Source organism: Roseibium sp. M-1 (assembly GCF_054515675.1).
The window spans coordinates 3,814,793-3,835,539 of sequence record NZ_CM137257.1; the positions used below are offsets into that span (position 1 = coordinate 3,814,793).

Sequence of the window (20,747 nt, forward strand, 5' to 3'; positions counted from 1 at the left end):
TCCGGTTCTTCGGGTGATGTGCCGGACCGCTCTCCTGGCGGTTTCCCGGCGGTGCGCGTCAGCGCAACTTGATCCTCGGATCAATCAGGGGAGCGATCAGGTCGGCGAGGAAATTGCCGAGCACGATCGCGAAAGCAGAGACCAGCGTGACGCCCATGATGATGGGAATGTCGACACGCTGAATGGCCTGCCAGGCGAGCTGGCCGATACCGGGCCAGCCGAAAACGCTTTCCACGACGACGATGCCGCTCATGAAGAGGCCGATATCGATGCCGATCATGGCAATGACGGGAAGGAGTGCGTTCGGCAGCGCATGGCCGAAAAGCACCTGCCAGCGCTTCAGGCCCTTGGCCCGGGCCGTGCGGATGAAATCCTGACGCAGCACGTCGATCATCGACGAGCGCATCATGCGCGAATACCAGCCGGCGCCGAGGATCCCGAGGGTCAGCGAGGGCAGCACCATGTGCATGAAGGTGCCGTAGCCGCCGATGGGGAACCAGCCGAGCTGAACCGAGAAGACATAGAGCAGCAGGATGCCGATCACGAATTGCGGCGAGGAGACCCCGACGAAGGAAAGCACCATCAGGCTCGTGTCCGTCGCCGTGTTGCGCTTCAGGGCCGCGATCAGCCCCATGGTGAGACCAATGATGAGCTCGCAGGTGATCGCGCCGGCCATCAGAAGCAGCGTTGCCGGCAACCGCGACCAGATCAGCGTTCCAACTTCCGTCTTCTGCAGATAGGAACGGCCGAGGTCCCCCTGCAGAAGACCACTCAGGTAACGGAAATACTGCTCGTAGAAGGGCAGGTTCAGGCCGAGCTGCTCGCGGATATTGGCAACCGTCTGTGCCGAGGCGCTGCGGCCGGCGATCTGCCGTGCCGGGTCGGCGGGGATCAGATAGAGCAGCACGAAGGTCAGGAACGAGATGCCGATCAGGATCAGCAGCGACTGCAACACACGCCGGAGAACATAACCGCCCATGGTCAGTGCCTCCCCTTCTGCGTCGGATCGAGCACTTCGCGAAGCGCGTCACCCAGAAGATTGAAGCCGAGCGCCAGCGCGATGATCGCAAGGCCGGGGAAGAACACCAGCCAGGGCGCGGAGGTGAAATAGGTCTGGTTCTCGTAGATGATGTTGCCCCAGGAGGGGGTTGGCGGCTGCACGCCGATGCCGAGGTAACTGAGCGTTGCCTCCAGCAGAACCGTCGTCGAGATACCGAGCGTGCCGAAGACGACGATGGTCGACAGAAGATGCGGCAGGATGTGGCGGAAGAGGATGCGCGGAAGCCCGGCGCCCATCGCCCGTTCGGCCAGGATGAACTCGCGCTCCGACAGCGACCGCGTTTCGGTATAGACGACACGGGCCATCTGAACCCAGTTGACCATCGCGATCACCATGGCGACGATCCAGAGCGACGGCCGGAAGAGCGCCGCAAGCGTGATCGCCAGAAGAAGGGCCGGAAAGGCCATCATCAGGTCGGTGAAGCGCATCAGCAGGGTTTCCACCCAGCCACGGAAGAAGCCGGCAAGAATGCCGACAAGGGCACCGACCGAGACTGCGATGCCGTTGGCAACGACACCGATGACCAGCGACGTCTGCGCCCCGTAGATCAGCCGGGACAGGAGATCGCGGCCGAGCAGATCCGTGCCGAGCCAGAAGCTTGCGTTCGGCGGCAGGGGCGCGCCTTCCAGCGTCAGGCCTTCGAAGAACTGTTCGGCCGGATCATAGGGGGCGACCAGCGGGGCAAAGAGTGCAGCGCCGACAATGAGGCCAATCAACAACAGCGCGAAAACCGCCAGCTTGCGCTGAAGAAGACGGTGCAGCACGCCTCTCGGCACGTCCGGCGCGGCACTTTTCAAGGCTTCGGGCATGATCTCAGGCTTCGCGTCGGCCGGCATTCTGCCCTCCCGAGCGTGCCACCAGGTCGAGCGCCACCTCTTCGATGGTCTGGCGGCTGGACATCGCCATATCCTGCAAGAGCCTGTAGGCGGTCTCCGCATCGCCGCCCTGGTGCCGCATCAGGAGGAGAATGGCTTCCGCCACCTGCGGCCTGCAGGCAAGACGGGCTTCCAGGCGCTGAATGCGCTCTTCCGATGCACGGCGCATGGCAAATGTCTGCGTCGCGACGACCAGCGCGCCGTAGACGCCACTGGAGGAGATCGGCTTGCTCAAGTGCGCGATGGCACCGCGGCGGATGGCCCACTCGACGCGGCCCGGCGCTTCGCTGCCCATCAGCGCGATCATCGGCATCGGATGCTCGTCGACCGGCCAGGGGAACTGGGCGTCATGACCCGCATCCGCATCGAAAATCACGAGATCGGCTGTCCGGGCCGCTTCGGGAAGCTCCGGCCAGGCGGTCTCGACAACGATGCCGAGCCTTTCCAGCTGGCGGCAAACGGCATCCCTGTCCGCATGGGGCTTGTGCAGCACGGTCGCAATCCAGCCGCGGAAACTTGGGGTGCGGAAAAGCGTGCTCATGGTGACACCAGCCGCAACTTCGGTGAATTGGCATTGTCCGCCGCAGGCTCCCGTACCGGCTTGCCGAGGCTGCCTTCAAGAGGGTCGTAGTGAACCAGATAGGGATCCGGTGCGATCGGTCCTGGCGTTTTCTCGATGACGCGGAAGCGGGAGCGCTTCTGGCTGGTGTCCGCCTTTTCGACGACTGCGATCAGCGGCTGCAGAAAGGCATGCTGGGTCTGTGGATCAATGCGGATGTCGCGGAGCGGCGTCGGATGCGGCACCCGGCAGAGTTCCTTTAGGACAGCATCCGGGTCTTCCGTGCCGCAGGCCTCAATGGCGCGGGCCAGCAGCCAGACGGCTTCATAGGGCCCGACAAACATGGAAGAAATCGACGTGCCTTGACCGCGCAGCCCCGCAAGGCGCGTCAGGAAGGCTTCATTCTCCGGTGTTTCCAGTGTTTCGAAATAGGTGGAAGTGGAAATTAGGCCGTCGGCAGCCTCTCCCAGGACAGGCAGTTCCGCCTCGGTCAGGTTGCAGCTCAGGATCGGGCACCGCTCTGGGGCAAAGGCCGGGTCGGACGCAGCGAGAGCCTTCATGGCTCTGAGGAAGGCGTAGCTGCTTTCGCCGATCAGGTTGTTGAAGATGAAGTCCGGCCGTTTTTCGCGGATTTCCGCAATCAGGTGATCGATATTCTCGTCGCCGATCGCGACATAGCGCTCGCCCAGAACCTCGCCGTCACATCCGGCCAAAAGCTCGCGCGCAATGCGGTTGGTTTCCCAGCCCCAGATATAGTTGGAGCCGAGCAGAAACGCGCGTTTGCCGAATTCCGGCACGATGTGGCGGAAGAGAGGGACGACGCCCTGGTTCGGGCAAGCACCGGTATAGACGACCCGGTCATGGCTCTCGAAGCCCTCATAAGGGGTCGTGTACCAGAGCAAGCCACGCCCTCGCTCCATGACCGGCAGCACTTCCTTGCGGCTGGAGGAGGTCTGCGTGCCGATGATGTGGCGGCAGCCCGCCTCGCGCAGCATCTGCTCCGCCTCGACCGCATAGTTTTCTGCCGATCCCTTCGGATCGCCATCAACCCGGAGAAACCGGAAATCGAAGAGGCCGGAGGCGTTGATCTCGTCGAGCGCAATCCGCGCGCCCCAATAGCCTTCCTGGCCGATCAGCGCATAGGAGCCGGATTTCGAAAACAGAAGTCCGAGCGGTATTTCCCTCAAGGCCATGTCATTCCCCCGCCGGATGCAGGCATGAAACCATTAGCGTCCGGGCACAAAAAAACCCCGACCCGCAGGATGTCACCTGCGACAGATCGGGGCGCGATTGCCATGCGGCCAAACGAATGCCGCTATATGACTTTCAGGATTGCCGAAGACGAAAGCCTTGTCAATTGCCCCAAGGCCTAAAGAGACGGCACGCTTAAAATTTCGCCAGCGCTGCCGCAAAGGAAGGCTATCCGGCACGAATTGGCGCAAGTTTCAGGGGAGTGCCCGGCAAATCCGGCCGGTCAGAACCGGATCTGGAACCCGACTCCCTGCCTCACCGGTCCGGGCGTCCGGTCAACCGGACCATTGCAGCACGGCTTCCCAGTTTTCCTGAGCCCGCCAGTTCACCTCGCCGATCGCGCGCGCCCGGACCTGTCCGGCCGGATCGACAACGAATGTGGCGGGCAGGACGCCGCCGAGCAGAAGGTCGTCTTCGCCACCGTTTTTTTCCAGCACGAACACCGAGCTTTGCGGGATCTGCAGTCGGTAGCAGAAAAAGCGGACAAAGAGCACCCGGGTGTCCGTCGAGACGGCGGCAAGCGTGAGGCCCGCGGCCTTGCTGCCTGCAGTAAGCAACGGCAATTCGCGAAGACAGGGCGAGCACCAGGGTGCCCAGAAATGAAGCAGCATCCCCTTGGACCCGGAGAGGGCCGGTACCTTCCCGCCCGCCTGCAACGGCGTCAGCTTCAGCTCCGGCACGGGGCGCGGCACGGTGGACGGGGAAAGACGCGCCGACGGCAGGGCAAGCCGGTGACCTTGCTCATCGGTCTCCGGCCAGGCGAGCGCCGCTGCGGCCTCCGCGGCGCGGTTCGCGCGGGAAGTCAGGTCCGCCGGTGACGTTGCCGCTGCCGCAACGCGCGGCAGCGTCAGCCCGGCCCCGAGAAGCCCAAGCACGTTTCGCCGGGTCCGCGTCCGGCCTGTCTGCCCCTCTACCGGGTTTTCCGTCATTTCGGTTCGGTCACGACTTGCGCAAAAAAGAGATTGTGCATGCCTGTATCCCAGCCATCCTGGATCCTGCGTTCGAGCGAGTTGACACCCTGACCGGTCAGAAGGTTGGCCGAAAAGATCTCGCTTGCACCCAAATGATCGCCTTTCGAAAACACCGCCCACCAGACACCGCCGCCATAGGCGAGCCTGGTCAGCGCATAGCCGTTTTTGGTCCAGTTTCTGATGGCGGTTTCCGGATAGCTCGTGTCCGTCTCGACTTTCTGGTCGCGCAGGCCGGAGCCTCGGGAATTGACCATGATCCAGGAGCCGTCCGCGAAGGCGAGTTCGGTAATCTCTCCTTCTTCCCTGATCCGGGACAACACTTCCGCCTTGTCGAGCTTTTCGCGCCGTATCCAGGATTGTCCGCTGTAGTCCCGTTCCGAGGCCAGCAGCATCCAGCCGCCGTCAAAGGCGACGATCCGGTCGATGAAGAGGCGCTCGTCCCAGGCTGCCTTGATTTCGTCCTTCGGGAAGTCTTCCGAAAACCGGAGCCGCTGGCCCTTGATCGCCTCGTCCACGGCCATCACTACCGTCCACTTCTCGTGGCCCCAGGTCAGATCCGTGACCGAATATCCGGCGTTCCATTTTTCCTTGATCCAGTCACCATTCCAGTCCCCGGATTCGAAGATTTCGGTTCGTATCCCTGCGGATTTGCTGTTCAGGACGGCAAAGGTCACTTTTCGAAAGGCTTCGTAGTCGCGTTCCAGAGAGGCGTTGGAGCCGATCTGCCTGCCGCGTTCGAAGGCCTGGCGGGCGTCGGCCAGACGGCCTCGAAGAGCCAGCGACACGGCTCGTTCATGGTAGGTTTTGACGATCCCTTCGGAATCCGCTCCGGCCTCGATCGCCGCCTTGTAGTCTTCGAACGCGCTGTCGAAGTCTTCGACCCGTTCATGGAGACGGCCCCGCATCACACGCAAGCCGGCGACACGTTCATCCGCGGTTTCAAGCCGCATGGCAGTGGAGATTTCAGAGACCGCCTGCGGGATCTTGTCCGCCTTGACCAGGATGGAGGCGAGCGCCACGTGGGTCTCGCTGCGCGACGGATCCAGCAGGCTCGCCAGCCGGTAATCCGCGATCGCGCCGTCCAGCTCGTCGAGCTGTCCACGTGCCCGTCCCCTCGCCAGGAAATAATCTGCCATGTCGGCGGACAAGTGGATCTGCCGGATCGCCTGGTCGAGCAGAAGCCGCGCATCCTCCGCGTCCCCGGCGTTCAGCGCATCGACACCGCGTGCGTAGATGTCAGCGCCTGGCAGGTCCCTGGCAACCGCGCGTGTGTCAGGCGCCGCCGGACGCAGGAAGGGCGCCAGCTGGGCAAGCTTGTCCTTTGCCTCGTCAGCAATGGCAGGCGTGCCGGAGCCGGAAAGTGGCTTCAGCAAGTCCGCACTTTTTTGATAGTCGCCCGCAAGGGCATAGGCCGTCGCGGCGGCCAGGGCGCTGTCGTGATCATTCGGAAAGTCTACAGCGATCTGCTCATAGAGCTTTGCGGCTTCCGCGGTCCGGTCGCTTTCGAAGGCCTCCTTCGCAGCCGCCGTCCGGGCGGCATAGTCGGCGGTCTCCTCACAGGCGGCGGCGGCCTTGCCGAGCAGATCCCGCGCCTCGTCGTCTTTCGCAAGCTCCAGTCCCTGGTCGAGAAAGGCGGTGGCACCTTCACAATCGCCGTCATCCATCAGGATCGCGGCCGCCATGGCATAGGCTTCGGGCCGGACGGGATCGATGGTGCTGGCGATACGCGCCTGTGCAAAAGCACCTTCCCGGTCGCCCGCCTGCAGAAGCGCACCGGCGTCCTCGAGAGCGAGCAGATACCGGCGCGTCTTGCGCTTTTCCGGATCGGCGTCGTTGTTGATCAGGTCCTGAAGACCGGCGATCTGGGCCTCCACATCGGCGCGTCTGTCTTGCGGAAAATCGGGATGATCGCGATAGCGGATGAACCACTCCCGTGCCGCCGTCCAGTTCTCCTCGGTGACATAGAGCCGGGCAAGATTGTAGATCGGCCGGATTTCGCCCGGATGATCCTTCTGGATGGCAAGATAGGCCGCAATCGCCCCTTCGGCGTCGCGCGCCGTCACAATCAGCGCTGCAGCGGCGTCCATCCGCGTCGCGAAATTGTCAGTGGTCCCGGCATGCGCTCCGGCAGGGACAAGCAGCAAACAACAGGAGAGAAGGCCGGAACGCAGCAGCGGCGCTGCACGGCATAGGTAAAAATCAATAATCATCTTCATATTGCCACGGCAGGAATGTTCGTTGGGCGGAATTCATCAGGGCTTCGTAGCGGCTTACAAGTCTATCCAGATAGACCCGGGGCGTTGAAAAGCGGCGCCCGGCAGCAAGAACCCTTTCGGCATTCTGTTCAAACTCGCTGAGGTTATCGAAGCTTTGGCCGGTCCTCGCCTCGTAGTTCAGGCGCAGGGCGGTTTCATGCGCGACATCCGCCGCGCGGGAAATGACAAATCGCTCGATGCCCAGAGATTCCCGGAAGGACCTGAAGGATTCCGTTGCCTTGTCCGAAAGGCCTTGGGATTTGCTCTTGATCACCCCCAGCGCCAGCGTTTCTCCGGCCTGGTTGAGCTTCTTGCGATAGTATTTCTTTGCTGCCTCGACCTCTTCGGCAACACGGGTATTGAACGTATCCCAAGGGGACGAATTCTTTTCCGCCCGCAGTGGATCCGGCTCATTGCCGGTCGCAAGATCAACGAGACTGCGGGTTATGCCGTCAAGCAAGCCTGGTTCGTCCGGGCCGGCATTCTCGCGCATGGCTGCAATGGCATCGACCGGATGGGAAATATCCTGCTGCCAGCCGGCTTCGGCCGCGAAGGTCCGGCCGTTTCCGGCAATATCCTCAAGCTGTTCCTGCTGGTATGCTTCTTCCGCACGCCGTGTGGCAGCCCGCTCCGCTTCCAGCCGCGCCAGTCTTTCAGCAGCTTCCCTTTGCGCTTTCTCCGCGCGTTCCAGTGCCGATTGTTCACGCCTCAGGCGATCCAGGGTCTCCCGGTCCTGCGACACTTGCGACGCGTCCGCAGACTGGCGAGGCTCCGGGTCTTCGCGGACCGGCCGGTCGTCCGGTTGCGCCAGCTCATCCCACTGTGGCTGAACATTCGTCGCAGGCCGGGGACCGGTCACTGGTTCAACGGATGGTTTTTCGGCCTCTACGGGAGTGGCCTCGGTCCGGCTGACAGTAGAAGGCGCCTCCGGTTCTTGTTGTCCGGGTGTTCGTTGTCTGGGCGCTGGCTGTCTGGGCTCTTCCTCCCTTTGCACCCAGCCGGAGCGGCTCTGCGATGCGGCCTGCCGGAACCTTGAATTTCTCGCCTGCTCGTTTGCCAGGGCCGCCTGCACCGCACGCGCCCGCCGCAGTTGCTCGGCTCTCTTGCTGGCGAGGAATGCCGCCTGCACTTCACGCCTGAGGCGTTCCTTTTCCCTCGCAATTTCCCTGGCTTTTTCAGCCATTTCCAGACGTTGCAGAAAGACGGCATGGTCCACCTTCAGACCTGCCTTGAATTCTTCCAGCTCCAGGTCGCGGATCTCGTCCTGGAGCCCGTATACTTCGTCGTTGAGCGCCTCCAAATCGTCCTGCTTGGCTTCAATGTTTGCCCGGTGCGTTGCCCATGTCTGCCGGGCCTGGTCTCTCAGCGCGTCGATTTTTGCGCGCGTCTCGCGCTCGTGCTTCTGTTTCGCTTCGGCCATATCCGCATCGAAGGCGGCCTTCCTGGCATTGTAGTCGTCGTATTCCTCGTTGATCGCTTGCTGCAGCTTCGCGATTTTCTCCTTGTGGTCCTTGATCTGACGGTCCCGTTGATCCTCGCGTGCCTTCAGCTTGGTAACCAGTTGCTCCAATTGCCGGTCAAACTGTTTTTTCTTCTCTGCGATCTTGCTTTCCGACATCGGAATGGCGCGGCCATTCACGTTCCTCAGATGCTGTTTGAAACTGGTCCCGGTTTCCTTGACGATCTGCGACGCAGGGCGGTTGCACTGGCTGCAATAGAAGCCCTGGCGGAGCTCCTGGATTGCCCGGGCGCGGTAATCCTCGAAATCCCGGATATCGTCCTTGAGAGCGGCAATTTCAGCGTCGATCCTGGACGTGTCGAGCGGGGTCTGCTGCAAGGGGCCCAGTTCCGACTTGAGCTTCGCCAGTTTGTCGTCGTGACGCTCTCCCTCTTTCAGAAAACGTTCCTTGATGGCGGTGAGATCGGGTTGCGTCTTTTCAAGCTCCCGGATCGACTTTTCGATGCCGGATGTATCCGCGTCCCTGACGATCAATGTCCTGAGCTCTGCCTCGGCAGCAGTCTGGCGAGCATCCGTCCGAGCCAGTCGTGCACGTGCCTGGTCCGCACGCGCTCGGGTTTCCGCCACGGCGCCCTGCAGATCGGCCAGGGAACTTGTCTGGGCGAGGCCCTGTGCCGTGAAACAGGCGAGGATAAAGGAAAAGGCAACAAGAACTGGCAGGCGCATCAAATCACCGGTTCTGAATATTCTGCGGTACAGGTGTCTGTTTCCGGCCAGTATTCACACCAAAGGCGCCTCGCGCAACCCATTGGGACATCTCGTCAATCAGGCTGGTATTTCAACGGATGGCAAACGGCTTTCTCCAGCGGCAACCTTTTCATCATTTGCACACCTATGCTATGGCACTTCAAGACCTGTAACCGGTCAAACCTGTCCGCGAGCAATTGGTTGGCGAAAGATATCTGCGAGGTTCTTGTGAGTTCGAAGGGAAGGGATTGGAAAACGGTCTTGCAGAAAGTTCGCATTCCTTTCGGCATTTCCCTGTTGCTTCCGCTTTCGGTCACGATGCTTGTTCTTTACCCGGCCGGCCCGGCGCTGTCCCAACAATCCATGAGCAGCACTGCTGAACCGGCACCGCCCGCCGAAACCGGAATGGACGCATTCCTTGGCGACTTGTCCAGGTCGATGGGCCTTGAGGACCAGCGCGGCGGCGGCCCTGCCGCCGACCTCGATACACCGGCTGCCAGTGCCGGGCCGGGAAGCGGTTTCGATCTCGAAACCGACGGATCCTCCGTTCACGACATGAACATGTCGAGTGCCGGCAGTACCATGTCCATGGAGACGCAGCCGGACGCAGCAGACCTGGCGAAAGAACTTTCCATCAGCATCACCAGAGACAAATACACGATGTTTGTCAGCTTCGATCTTCCCGAAGGTGACCTTTTCAACGCCAGGGATCTGGACGCCGACCAGTGCATCGACCTCTGCAACAAGGACAAGGATTGCTCCGCCGTCACCTATGATCGCTGGAACAGGTTCTGCTTTGCCAAGAGCTTTTCCCGCAGCAGGGGTCAGCTATACGTCCAGGCGAAATCGGATACTTATGTCCTTGAACAGGAAGCGCGGAACATTCCGTCGTCCTCCTCGTCCATCGAGATCAAACGGCGACGGGGGAAGGGCTTTTCGGGGCAACCGGACTACACCCTGTCCAACGCCTCCTATGAGGAATGCAGGCGCGTCTGCAGCCAGGATGCCAAATGCGTCGCGTTCAATCAGATCCAGAGCAGTAGAACCTGCGAATTCTTCTTTCAACCGCCCGAATATTTTTCCAAGAACGGATACCAGATCGGCGTCAAACAGCAGATTCGGTAGAGCGGCATTGGCAACGGCATGAACACCGGTGCCTTTGTCGCCTCGCCCGATCTTGCTGTTCTGCTTTTGCGTCTGTCTCCACTGATCGAATACAAAAAGGCCGCCCAGATGGACGGCCTATTTGTATTTGTTTTCGGTCTCAGGATTTGATTGTTTTTGTCCCGCTGCGTCGCGCGGAGCGCTCCTTGCAGGAGCCCTGTCAGGTCAAAATCGTCGACCCCGTAATCAAACAAACAACCCCACCAGCGATGCTGATGGGTTTTTATGTTTGGTTTCTTGAGCAGGATTTGTCATTTTTGCCCTTCTGCGGTGAGCATGCGCTCACCTTGATGGGGCCCCCGTCAGTTTCTCACCTGTCTCCACTGAGCAAAAACAAAAAGGCCGCCCTGAAGGACGGCCTTTTTGTATTTGGTTGCGGGAGCGCGCAACCACCGTAATTTGCCGACACTGATTTGTATGCTACGTAACAGCGATTGATGTTAACGTACAAACTTCGATGCACTGCGGATTCATAATCCGCGTGTTGAGGATTCGAGTCCTTCCTCCGCTACCAAAATCACATTATATAATTGAAATTGTTAGTTTTTCTTAAAGAGATGGTATCGCTGACCTTAAGATTCAACAATGATTTCAATGAAAGAAATTCGCAGATGCGCTGGCGTTTTCATGCTGGTTGAACCGCACCGGTTTTGGTGGAGACCAATTGCATGATGGAGGTGCTGAGCTCGACGCCCGGTACTGCCAATCGCATGCTAGACGAGATATCGTGGGTGACTGCGGTCTGTCCCTCCGCCGCAGAAGAAATCCCGACTGCAATGTCGCCGAAGTTTTTGACCATGGCGACGATGGGTTCGATAGCCGTGACCGCCCGTCCGGACGTCTCCTACATCGAACAAATTTAAAAGGAGATGTCGTCAATCGCATTGCTCATCCAGGAGGATAGATTTTTCAGAAAGCAGCCGTGGCCACAACAAAGTGGCTACGGTTGTTAATGAGCGTTGCCGTATTCACAAGAGGGGATGAACCTTGCAGGCCCACTGCTTAGGCTGCCGTTGAAACAACCTGTGCATCATCGAACACCTGATCTGGCAAGCCCAGGGCCCGCGCGATGCGTGGCCTATAGCCTTTTTCATATCGATGCCCGGCTTCAATTTTTTTGATCTCCTCAATAGCCAGACCGCTCGTGGCGGAAAATTCTTCGAGAGAGTAGCCGAGATATTCTCTGTAGGCTCGTACGATATTCTTGCCGTTTGATACCGCAAAAAGTACCTGCTCAGGCAGTATGAAAGATGTATTTGTAGTCATATTGCCTCCAAGCAATTGAACTGGGAACTCAGGCTCTAGTTTAGGATAGTCGATACTCAGCTTAGAACACCCTATTTTCAAACAAATCTTAAGTTCATTTTCTCTTTTGAGAGAAAAATCAGCGTCAAAATGGAAATGCCGGGTCGACGATCGAGTCGGCAACGTACCGTCAGGTCTACTAAAGAATTTCGCTGTTGCCGCTTGGGAGATACCGGTAGCCGGTGGTGGCAATCCACATTTCTTGCAGCGAATGGTCTTCTCAGCATTGACAGTTACTTTCAGGCTCGGCCTCAGGGTCTCGTTCCAGAACGATCCGCTCGACGTCCTGTCAGTCGGCACCATCTGCATCAGCATCAAAGTGATGCATGTATCGCGTTTCCTGCTGTTCGTCAGAGTTATTGATCCGGTCAGACCAAGGCACTTGATCCCTGACCGGTGTTTTCTGATTTGACACTGCCCCGCCTTCCCCTAGCCGGAATATGCCATCTATCCGAGCACAAATTCCACTCGCACGTAAATTTATCTTTAGTTTGGCTAGTTGATGGCAGCCGAATATTCGGCTGCAACGAGGGACGAACCAGAGTGTCGAAGAAAGGACGCCTCGCCCACCACAGCACAAGGGGCGATTTTTGAAGCCAAATTGACAAGCTTCTGCACTTCAATTTGTCCTGTAGCACTGCGACGCTTCCCTTGTCCATCGACATTCCGGGTTTCCGGAGCACCCACCTGAGAACTTTCGCCCAGGAAACTCCGACGAGGAATACGGTCAGTTGTCAAAACTCAGATCGAGCAAACGGGAAAAGAAATTCTGTGCCTTTATATTGCCGGGCTTGTCCGTATCCAGGCAAACCGGCAGGAACTCCAGAACGATTTGGCGTCCAATATGGACGCAATCGGAGCCCCCGGCAAACCTCGTTTACCCAGGCAGCAAGCAAGACAATCCTGCCGTAAATTTGGCGAATAAATTCAGAACAGGTAATTGGCGTTGTACATTCAACAATAAATGGCGCAGGATGCACCTGTGACATGATCGTTCGGGCACACGGCCCCGTTGACAAATAGAAGAAACGCCATGCTGGCGATGAAATTGTCTGCACGATCCTTTTACGCAAACACTCTCTGAATTCGAACTCTGCGCGGTGCTTGGACCCAGCGTGACGGGATCGGTATTCAGTCAGACGCAAGCCTGCTCATTGTTCAAATTCTTTCTTTGCGCGTTCATTCGTCTGGCATGAAGGCAGTGGTCTTCGCGCGCCTTGACCGGCATGCGCCGCATTTTTACCCGAGGAGCCTAAATGACCGTCATTCCCTTTGATAAAGCCGCCAGGACCAGATCGGCTCTTCGCCTGTCCTTTACAAAGGGAACCTCGGTTTCTCGCTCGGCATCGAAACCAGTATCGGCACATGCCGTGCCGGCGGCCGCAATCGTCTATTGCGAGGGCAACTTTGGCCGAACGTACGGCAAAACGGCAAACGGGCTCGTGCGCCATTCCGAGAGGTTTGGGGTTCTTTCGATTATCGACAGCACCAAGGCGGGTCGCGATGCCGGTGAGATCCTGGATGGAAAGCGGAACGAAATACAGGTTTTTGCGGATCTCGAAGAAGCTCTCGCCGGAGCCGGCCGCAAGCCGGAATATTTCATTATTGGCATGGAGCGGGCGACGGGAATGCTGTCTCCGGCGGAACGCAAAATCGTTGTGGCCGCTCTGGAATATGGCATGCACGTGGTCAACGGTCTCCACGAATTTCTCAGTGACGACCCGGAGTTCGTAGCTGCAGCCGCGAAGCACAACGCAACAATCATCGATGTCAGCAAACCGCGGTCGAATAATGATTTGAGATTGTTCAGCGGCGCGGTCCGGAACCTGGCATGCCCTCGAATAGCGGTTCAAGGCACAGATTGCGCCATTGGCAAGAGAACGACCGCAGGCATTTTGACGAGAGCTCTGGTCGAGCGGGGAATCCGGGCAATCATGGTATCCACCGGTCAAACCGGCTTGATGCAAGGCAGCCGCTATGGCGTCGCGCTGGATGCTGTTCCCTCCCGGTTTTGTTGCGGTGAATTGGAAGCGACGATTTTGGAAGCGTTCGAGGCCGAAAAGCCGGATGTGATCATAATCGAGGGCCAGGGGGCATTAAGCCATCCAGCCTTTTGCACGTCAGCCTCCATCTTGAGGGGAAGTGCGCCAAACGGGGTCATCCTGCAACATGCGCCGCGCCGCAAGCATCGCTGCGATTTCGAACAGATGGAGATGCCAGAACCACGTTCGGAGATCGATCTGATCGAAGCCTTCGCAGATACAAAGGTAATCGGCATCACGATCAACCACGAAAACATGACGGATCCGGAAATCAGCGCGGCGATTTCCCGCTATGAAAGCGATTTCGGCATACCCGTGACGGATGCCCTGGCCCGTCCTGAAGAACTGCTTGTGAACATGGCCTTTGCATCGTTTCCGGAACTTGAAAGCAAGCAGGACACTCGTGTCCGATGACGGCACCCCGTCTGGAGGTCGAACTTGAGAAAACCTTTCAAAATACGCCCGCTCTCGTGGCCAGGTTGCGAACTCGGGAAATTTCCGTCGCGGACAATACCGGGTCTCTTATGGGAGAACCCCGGTTCGCCAGGGTTTTGCTTGCGGCCGGCGTGATGGGGATAAGTGCCTCCGGTGCCCAAAACCTACAAGCAATGCGTCCGTCGGGGGAAGCCGCTGCGTATCCCATATCTGCTCCCCATGCAAAGTCTGGCCGATAGTGGTGTTGAGCATGCTGATATCGGCCTGAACAGCGAACTCGATGCCTGAGTGCCCTCACCTCGGTTCGCACATGCTTGTCCTGGGAGGAACTGCACCAATGGCATTGAGCTTTCCCAATCGAAGCAGAAGCTACGATCCTGGCAAAAGATCCATACGATTTATCGGTTATGACGGAGTGTTTGAAATCTCGATATTCGTAGAGGTCTCAATTCTTCAGGCTATGACAAAAGACGAGATGTCCAGCAGCAGTCAGTATCTTGCGCATTTCGATAGTAAACGTTCTGAAATGGAAAGGTCTGCCAGTAAGTCTTACTCCCGCAGACGCAGGGCAACAATTGTGCTCACGGCAGCCGATGTCAAATAGAAATCCGGCCTCTGGAAACTCGATCTCGCGCTCCACCTGGTGCACGCGCTGGGTATTAGGCCGGTTGCAAAGCTTACCTATTTCAGTGGGCAAGAGCCAAACCCATCGAACCGTTTTGATAAATCCGGCTCACCTAACAGGAGAAGATAATGGCCAAAGGGCAAAAACGTGGAAACCGAGAAATAAGGAAACCCAAGATGGTGAAGAAGGCGGCGGAAGCCGCTCAGCCGACGACAACCGGGCTGACAAAAGGCGTCGCCGTTTCCTTGGGAAGTAGCAAAAAGAAGTAGAACCGCCCAGGTCGTGCACCGGCACGTGCCCTGTGACTGGGGGGGAGGCAGCACAAGAGGGATAACCAGGCTTTATCCTGTCTCCGTGCATATCAGTGAGTTCGGTTCCTGGTGCAATTCTGAGCGGTTTAGGAACCGGATCGCCGCCCGGAAAGGCGTTTGAAAACAGACTTGGAGCATGTCGAGTGGCCCGGTAAAACCGGGACATGCTCCAAGTGCAGTACAGCACTGTGCGCTTCATTGCGGTCGCGTCAAATTCCAGAGGTTGGAGATCGACATGTCGACCTGTAATCATTCAATAAGACGTTGAATTTTATTCCTGTTCCGCGGCAATCCCGCGACGAAAGCTTGTCCAAGTGCCTAGGAATAAACAACAGGACCTAGTTCAGGACGCAGTTAGCACCATCCTGGCGGAATGACTGGTCGCACTCCCAATCATTGCCGGAGTAGTTCAGGTGCGCATTTTCCGGTACGGTCACAGCGACGCAAGCATCTGAAAGAGGTTTGTAGCCCCGTTCGCATTCCCATCCGCCGTCATATGTATTGCCCGTAAGGTAGGCGTTTTGCGGGAGGTTTATTGGACTACAGGTATCGTTTGTCTCGACATATCCGCGATCGCATTGCCACCCATTCCCGTAAGCGGCATGATTGAGGTGCGCGTTGTCCGGGGCAACGGGCTTCAGGCATGCGCCTTTGTCTGCACGATACGGAAATTCGCACTCCCAATTGTCGCCCCTTGCGGTCAAATGTGCGTTTTGAGGAACAATCACCTGCCGACAGGTATGTTCGAAGGTTTCCGCATAACCTCGTACGCAATTCCACCCGGTACCGGATGAATTCAAATAGGCATTCTCAGGAATCGTGACGGGCTGACACTTTCCGTTTCTTTCAAAAAAACCGCGTAGACAGTCCCAACCCGACCCGTAGGTTCTGCCGTTCGGGTACGCATTTTCCGGAAGCTGAATTGCAACGCATTCTTCTTCCTGTGCCTGGTAGCCCGCCAAACACTCCCATCCCTTGCCATTGTAACTTTCTGCGGCATTTTCCGGGAGCCGAGCTTGTGCATCGAGATCTGCAGGAAGCATAACTGAAACAAAAACGCCAAAAACCAACAGAGAAAAAAATCTAAAATTCAAAAATAGGCATCGACTGATGTCAATAATACTTATTGAACCAGCGTGAGTTTCAAATAAATATTTCATGCACCTTGCTTTCTGTTTGTTTTCTTATTGCCATGAATTACGATTACAAATCTGAAATAAGCAACTTTCATTCTGACAACATATTCATGGCTTTGGGAGTGGTTCCAAACACGGACGATCGTCCCGTCGAACTTGTTCGGTTGCACACGACAGAAACAGGACTATCGGAAGGGTATCTTTTTGCTCGCCGCGTTGTTCACATCCAGTTGCGGCCGGGCACTGTTCTCGCCTGCTTCTGAAATTTCCATTCCCTTGAGAAACTTGAAGAGGTCGCTGTCTGTCGACAGGACCAGGGTCGTTCCCGAGGAAATCATGTCCTTGTACGCCTGCATTGTGCGGGTGAATTCATAGAATTCCGCGGCCCGGGGTGTCGTGTTGTAGGCCTGCGCATAGATCTCGGCGGCGGATGCATCTGCCACACCGCGAATTTCTTCCACGGACCGATAGGCTTCGGATTGGATCTTGTTCAGGTCGCGCACCCTGTTGCCGCGGATCCGCGCAGCCTCGCCGTTACCCTCCGAGAGGAAGCGTTCGGCGATCTGGCGGCGTTCCGAGACCATCCGGTCGTAAATCTTTGGCCGGACACTTTCATTGTAGTTTATCCGCTTGAAGCGGATGTCGAGCAGCGCAATTCCGAAAACCTGGACCTTCTGGGCCGCAGCCTGGAAGATTTCCTGCTCAACGAGAACTCGACCCTTCTGGATGGGAACGAGCGACCCGATATCCTGCGCAAGTTCCTCGTCTGTCAGAAGCGTGTCCCGCAAGGGAGTACGCCCTTTTGTTGTCCGGATAATCTCGATCAGCTCGTGCTTGGCAACCGCGTTGCGCGTCTCGCTGCCGAGAATGTCGTCGAGCCGGGACTGGGCGCTGCGTTCGTCGCGGAGCCGCAGAAAATATTGCAAGGGGTCCGTGATTTTCCAGCGGGCGAACAGGTCGACGGAGATGTAAAGCTTGTCCTTCGTTGGCATATCGGACGGATTGCCATCCCATTCCAGAACCCGGCTGTCGATGCGGTTGACGTCCTGGACGAAGGGAACTTTCAGCTTGAGCCCCGCCGTGGTGATGGGCTCGCCAACGGGCTTGCCGAACTGGGTGATGATCGCCTGCTCGATTTCTCCGACCGTGTAAACGGCGGTCGAAGTCGTGACCAGCGCGATGGCCGCGATTCCGGCCAGAAGTCCCCATATGATCTTCATTGGCTGGTTTCCTTTTGGCGATCGAGATTGAGAAGTGGCAGGATGCTGCTGGTTGATCCATCGACGATGATCTTCGACTGGATGCCGGGCAAAACATCCTGAAGGGTCTCGATATAGATCCGCCGCTGTGTCACATCGGGTGCTTTGAGATATTCCGTCAGCAGGGCCGTGAAGCGTGCCGCATCCCCCTCGGCTTCATTGATCCGTTTTAGCCGGTAGCCGTCCGCTTCACGGATACGTTGATCCTTTTCGCCTTCGGCAAGCGGAATGACCTTGTTGTATTCCCGGCGCGCCTCGTTGATGAGGCGCTCCTTTTCCTGCTGCGCCTGGTTGACCTCGTTGAAGGACGCCTGGACGGGTTCGGGCGGGTTGATGTTCTTTAGCTGCACCTGGTCGATGCTGATGCCCATGGCATATTTCGTGGCGAGAGCCTGCATCTTCAAAAGCGCCTCGCTTTCAATCTCCTGCCGGCCGATCGTGATAACTTCATCGACAGTGCGGTCACCAACGACCTCTCGCATCACGGATTCCGAGACATAGCGGAGGGTGGCGGCGGGCTCACGCACCTCGAACAGAAACTTGACCGGATCCGAAATACGATACTGAACCACCCATTCGACCAGCGCCGCATTCAGGTCGCCGGTGACCATCTCGGTCTCACGCCGCCCGTCGGAAGGACTTTGATACGGGTCGTTTCCACCAGGCGTCGCAAAGCCGAATTCCTGCTTCAATTGACGCTTGACCGGGACGATCGTCGCAGTGTCGATGCCGAGGGGAAATTTGAAATGAAGTCCCGGCGGGACCTCCGCGACGAACTTTCCGAAACGCTGAATGACTGCAACGGAGTCGCTGGGCACCGTGTAATAGGAAGACCATAGACCGAAACCGGCCAACCCAAGTGCGCCGGCGATCAGAAGTCCCCGACCCGATGGGGAACCACCTGGAAATATGCCACCGAGATGCTGGCGGCCCTGCCTCAGAAAGGCGTCGATATCGGCTGAGCGATCTTTCGGCTCCTGTCCCCAAGGGCCCGGGTTTTCCGGTCCTTTGCTTTGGGAAATCATGCTGCTGCCTTTCATGAGAAGCTGATGCAACCGGAACTGTCCGACCGATTGGTTCTCCAAAATTGGGTTTGCTGGTTGGATACAGCCCGGCTTTCTGTCTCTGGACAGAGTGCTTCATGCGCCTCGATGGCGCGCGTGTGCACCCCGATCCAGATCTACCTGAAGCTTTTCTGCTCATCCAACACCGGCATACCTTCGTTTTCGGCGGCTTGAATTGCGGCCCGATCCGATTGGTGTTTCCTCGGCCGAGGACAGAAAAACGCCTGTAGCGTGAAAGGCTTCGGCGAATACGACGCCTTGGCCACGGTTATTCTTCCATCGATGGCAGGAAAGATCCTCCTAGACACCCCTGCCCACTCCAGGTCCCTGCGAAATGACATCAAGATTTTTCGAGCTTGAGTGCCGCCAAACAGGCTTCCGCAAGGTCCCGGTCTGCGGTATCCGATCCGGGCACAGTTGCCCAACCTGCCTCCATAAGGGCGCTCCTGCGCTGGAAGACGGAGGATTCACGTATTGACGCCAGCTTGTCTACCCGCTGCGTGTCTGTGTGGGACTTGTCGATGCAGACCGGCACGAGCGCCGCGATAACGTTGTTGTGCGACAGCTTGTTCGCCATCCTGTCCGCATTTCCTCCGGTTACCCAGCCGCCCCAGGAAAATCCCACAATTGTAACCGCTACGGCGCCGAAAAAGGCGCCAATGGTGGCAGGTTTCAGCCATACGGGAGTATTCATTTCAAGTCCTCCTGCGGAGAAACGTCCGCATCGCTTTGTTGATTGTCTTGAATTGCAGCCGGCCCAGTCGGAGCACGATCATCTAATCTTGCCCGGCATTTCGCTTGTCTCGGTTCTTTCGGCTGTTATGCCTCGGTCTGTTGCGACCATTCAGGCTGCTGTCTTTCTGCAGGCTGGGAAGCCTCTCCCCCGGAGTGGTTTTCCGTTACCTCGACCACATATGGCCTCGAGGCACGGCTGCCGGCACGCTCCTTGAAGTGAATCGCAGGTAACAGACCGCAACTTCAGTTCGTTGAGAGCAAGCATTCCGAGCACCTGCAGACAAGTACCGCTTGGTCCAATTGCCTGCCCCCGGACTTTCGGTATCCGTCCGTCTCGATCATGTCCCGACCCGGTAAAGAAACCGGCCGGGTGTCAGCGGCGGTCAAAAGTTCTCGCAATGAGGCTGGCATTGTTCTGCGCCTTTTCGGAGACCAAAACCGGTTCGAGCATATCCTGCGTCGTTACCCGTTCGTGCATTTCCCGTTCGTTGCGGATACGGTATTGCGGTTGTCCGCCAACTGACGGAAGCAACGCCGTGATACGGAAGGCGTCGGTGTTGTTACTTGCGACCATCGGCCGAATGCCCATTGTCCTGACAAGCTGACCGACCTTAAAACGGTGGCCGGAAACTTGCCGCACCGTATTATTGCGTCCGTTGGGACGATTATTGAGTTCATTGCTCATGTTACGATTCTTTCCTTGAGGTCGATTTGTATTGAGAGCCTGTCGACCGTTTTTGATGCAAACCTGGCTGCACACGTGCCATTGGCCAGGCGATTGCCACTTCCGCGATGGCCACTGTCTGAGTGTCCGGACATGGAAGGCGTATGTCCGTCGGCAAGCGTTTCCTGCATTTGCTGACAGGAAAGCCGCAACTCGGCGGCTCCCGGAAAACATCTCTATCTTACAGGAACGAAATTGGACGCAGTCGACGCTCGTCCGCAGAGCTTCAGTACTCAGTCACTTGAGAAATGCAGCCGCATTCCGCATGGACTTTATTGAAAAAACCAAATTCTTTGCGATGCGATCAAATATTTTCGATCAATTAATTCTTTTGATATCGTATTCCTTTTTAGGAAAATATCAATGGGCGAAAAAATTATTTATTTCTATCCATGCAATATTTTTTTATTATTATTTTTTCTCAGTATTTCAAAATTAAATCTCGCAATGTCAGCGAATTCGATTATATAGAGAGGTATCCGCAGCAATTTGACAGGGCGCTGCCGACAGGAGCCTGGATACTTCGCCCCAGAATCGAGGGCAGAATGGCTCCCACCAGTTACGTTTTCAAAAAAGTCATGGGATCTGAGGTTTTCACGACCTATTTCGCACTCCTCAGCTTTGCGATAGTCATCTACGTTGCCTTCGAAGACTATTTTTGACTCAAGACACTCTTCTGGCATGAAATTTATTGTCATATCAAAAACATTCAGAGAAACTAAGAAATAGCTGCGCTTATAAACCCCTATATAATCCATGCATTGCTTAGA

Annotated in this window: 20 protein-coding genes; 7 read left to right on the plus strand and 13 right to left on the minus strand. The window is 57.3% G+C overall.

What is annotated here, in order from left to right:
* Positions 1-58 precede the first annotated feature (58 nt).
* From ACX3M4_RS17175 to ACX3M4_RS17205, 7 genes are all read right to left on the minus strand, one after another.
* Positions 59-979, minus strand: coding sequence for an ABC transporter permease (locus ACX3M4_RS17175; RefSeq protein ID WP_459354220.1), 921 nt, complete (start codon positions 977-979; stop codon positions 59-61).
* Positions 980-981: 2 nt separating this feature from the next.
* A complete protein-coding gene (locus tag ACX3M4_RS17180) occupies positions 982-1,869 on the minus strand; it encodes an ABC transporter permease (protein ID WP_459359450.1) in 888 nt (295 codons plus the stop codon).
* A gap of 4 nt (positions 1,870-1,873) precedes the next feature.
* The gene (locus ACX3M4_RS17185) at positions 1,874-2,476 is read right to left on the minus strand and encodes an ANTAR domain-containing response regulator (RefSeq protein WP_459354221.1); all 603 of its coding nucleotides are present in this window, start codon (positions 2,474-2,476) and stop codon (positions 1,874-1,876) included.
* Complete coding sequence (locus ACX3M4_RS17190; protein ID WP_459354222.1) at positions 2,473-3,687, minus strand: transporter substrate-binding domain-containing protein; 1,215 nt, start codon at positions 3,685-3,687, stop codon at positions 2,473-2,475. The genes ACX3M4_RS17185 and ACX3M4_RS17190 overlap by 4 nt, the downstream gene beginning before the upstream one ends.
* A 333-nt stretch (positions 3,688-4,020) precedes the next feature.
* On the minus strand, positions 4,021-4,620 hold the full coding sequence (locus tag ACX3M4_RS17195) for a TlpA family protein disulfide reductase (RefSeq protein WP_459354223.1): 600 nt from the start codon (positions 4,618-4,620) through the stop codon (positions 4,021-4,023).
* 50 nt (positions 4,621-4,670) lie between these two features.
* Positions 4,671-6,803: a tetratricopeptide repeat protein gene (locus ACX3M4_RS17200; protein WP_459354224.1), complete on the minus strand. Its 2,133-nt coding sequence runs from the start codon at positions 6,801-6,803 to the stop codon at positions 4,671-4,673.
* A gap of 112 nt (positions 6,804-6,915) precedes the next feature.
* Positions 6,916-8,964 (minus strand): hypothetical protein, encoded by a 2,049-nt coding sequence (locus ACX3M4_RS17205; RefSeq protein WP_459354225.1) that lies wholly within the window; start codon positions 8,962-8,964, stop codon positions 6,916-6,918.
* Between ACX3M4_RS17205 and ACX3M4_RS17210 the strand changes: the two genes are divergently transcribed.
* The 4 genes from ACX3M4_RS17210 (at position 8,899) to ACX3M4_RS17225 (ending at position 11,204) form a co-directional block, all read left to right on the plus strand.
* Positions 8,899-10,302, plus strand: a complete 1,404-nt coding sequence (locus ACX3M4_RS17210; protein WP_459354226.1) for a PAN domain-containing protein — start codon at positions 8,899-8,901, stop codon at positions 10,300-10,302. The two genes, ACX3M4_RS17205 and ACX3M4_RS17210, sit on opposite strands and share 66 nt — an antisense overlap.
* An 18-nt stretch (positions 10,303-10,320) precedes the next feature.
* Entirely contained in the window at positions 10,321-10,452 is a 132-nt protein-coding gene (locus ACX3M4_RS17215) for a hypothetical protein (protein WP_459354227.1), read from the plus strand.
* Entirely contained in the window at positions 10,449-10,739 is a 291-nt protein-coding gene (locus ACX3M4_RS17220) for a hypothetical protein (protein ID WP_459354228.1), read from the plus strand. Before ACX3M4_RS17215 ends, ACX3M4_RS17220 begins: the two co-directional genes overlap by 4 nt.
* A gap of 270 nt (positions 10,740-11,009) precedes the next feature.
* Positions 11,010-11,204: a hypothetical protein gene (locus ACX3M4_RS17225; RefSeq protein WP_459354229.1), complete on the plus strand. Its 195-nt coding sequence runs from the start codon at positions 11,010-11,012 to the stop codon at positions 11,202-11,204.
* Positions 11,205-11,343: 139 nt separating this feature from the next.
* Here ACX3M4_RS17225 and ACX3M4_RS17230 read toward each other — a convergent pair whose 3' ends face one another.
* Positions 11,344-11,961, minus strand: coding sequence for a helix-turn-helix domain-containing protein (locus ACX3M4_RS17230; RefSeq protein ID WP_459354230.1), 618 nt, complete (start codon positions 11,959-11,961; stop codon positions 11,344-11,346).
* Between the two features lie 941 nt (positions 11,962-12,902).
* Between ACX3M4_RS17230 and ACX3M4_RS17235 the strand changes: the two genes are divergently transcribed.
* From ACX3M4_RS17235 to ACX3M4_RS17245, 3 genes are all read left to right on the plus strand, one after another.
* Positions 12,903-14,102, plus strand: coding sequence for a DUF1611 domain-containing protein (locus ACX3M4_RS17235; RefSeq protein ID WP_459354231.1), 1,200 nt, complete (start codon positions 12,903-12,905; stop codon positions 14,100-14,102).
* Between the two features lie 358 nt (positions 14,103-14,460).
* Positions 14,461-14,727, plus strand: coding sequence for a DUF1488 family protein (locus tag ACX3M4_RS17240; protein WP_459354232.1), 267 nt, complete (start codon positions 14,461-14,463; stop codon positions 14,725-14,727).
* A gap of 149 nt (positions 14,728-14,876) precedes the next feature.
* Positions 14,877-15,017 (plus strand): hypothetical protein, encoded by a 141-nt coding sequence (locus tag ACX3M4_RS17245; protein WP_459354233.1) that lies wholly within the window; start codon positions 14,877-14,879, stop codon positions 15,015-15,017.
* A gap of 380 nt (positions 15,018-15,397) precedes the next feature.
* Here ACX3M4_RS17245 and ACX3M4_RS17250 read toward each other — a convergent pair whose 3' ends face one another.
* From ACX3M4_RS17250 to ACX3M4_RS17270, 5 genes are all read right to left on the minus strand, one after another.
* Positions 15,398-16,219: a hypothetical protein gene (locus ACX3M4_RS17250; RefSeq protein ID WP_459354234.1), complete on the minus strand. Its 822-nt coding sequence runs from the start codon at positions 16,217-16,219 to the stop codon at positions 15,398-15,400.
* A 161-nt stretch (positions 16,220-16,380) separates the two neighbouring features.
* The gene (gene hflC / locus ACX3M4_RS17255) at positions 16,381-17,415 is read right to left on the minus strand and encodes a protease modulator HflC (RefSeq protein WP_459354235.1); all 1,035 of its coding nucleotides are present in this window, start codon (positions 17,413-17,415) and stop codon (positions 16,381-16,383) included.
* Positions 17,412-18,479 (minus strand): FtsH protease activity modulator HflK, encoded by a 1,068-nt coding sequence (gene hflK, locus ACX3M4_RS17260; RefSeq protein ID WP_459354236.1) that lies wholly within the window; start codon positions 18,477-18,479, stop codon positions 17,412-17,414. Before hflK ends, hflC begins: the two co-directional genes overlap by 4 nt.
* A gap of 379 nt (positions 18,480-18,858) precedes the next feature.
* The gene (locus tag ACX3M4_RS17265; protein WP_459354237.1) at positions 18,859-19,212 is read right to left on the minus strand and encodes a hypothetical protein; all 354 of its coding nucleotides are present in this window, start codon (positions 19,210-19,212) and stop codon (positions 18,859-18,861) included.
* Between the two features lie 414 nt (positions 19,213-19,626).
* Positions 19,627-19,938, minus strand: a complete 312-nt coding sequence (locus tag ACX3M4_RS17270; RefSeq protein ID WP_459354238.1) for a hypothetical protein — start codon at positions 19,936-19,938, stop codon at positions 19,627-19,629.
* Between the last annotated feature and the right edge of the window lie 809 nt (positions 19,939-20,747).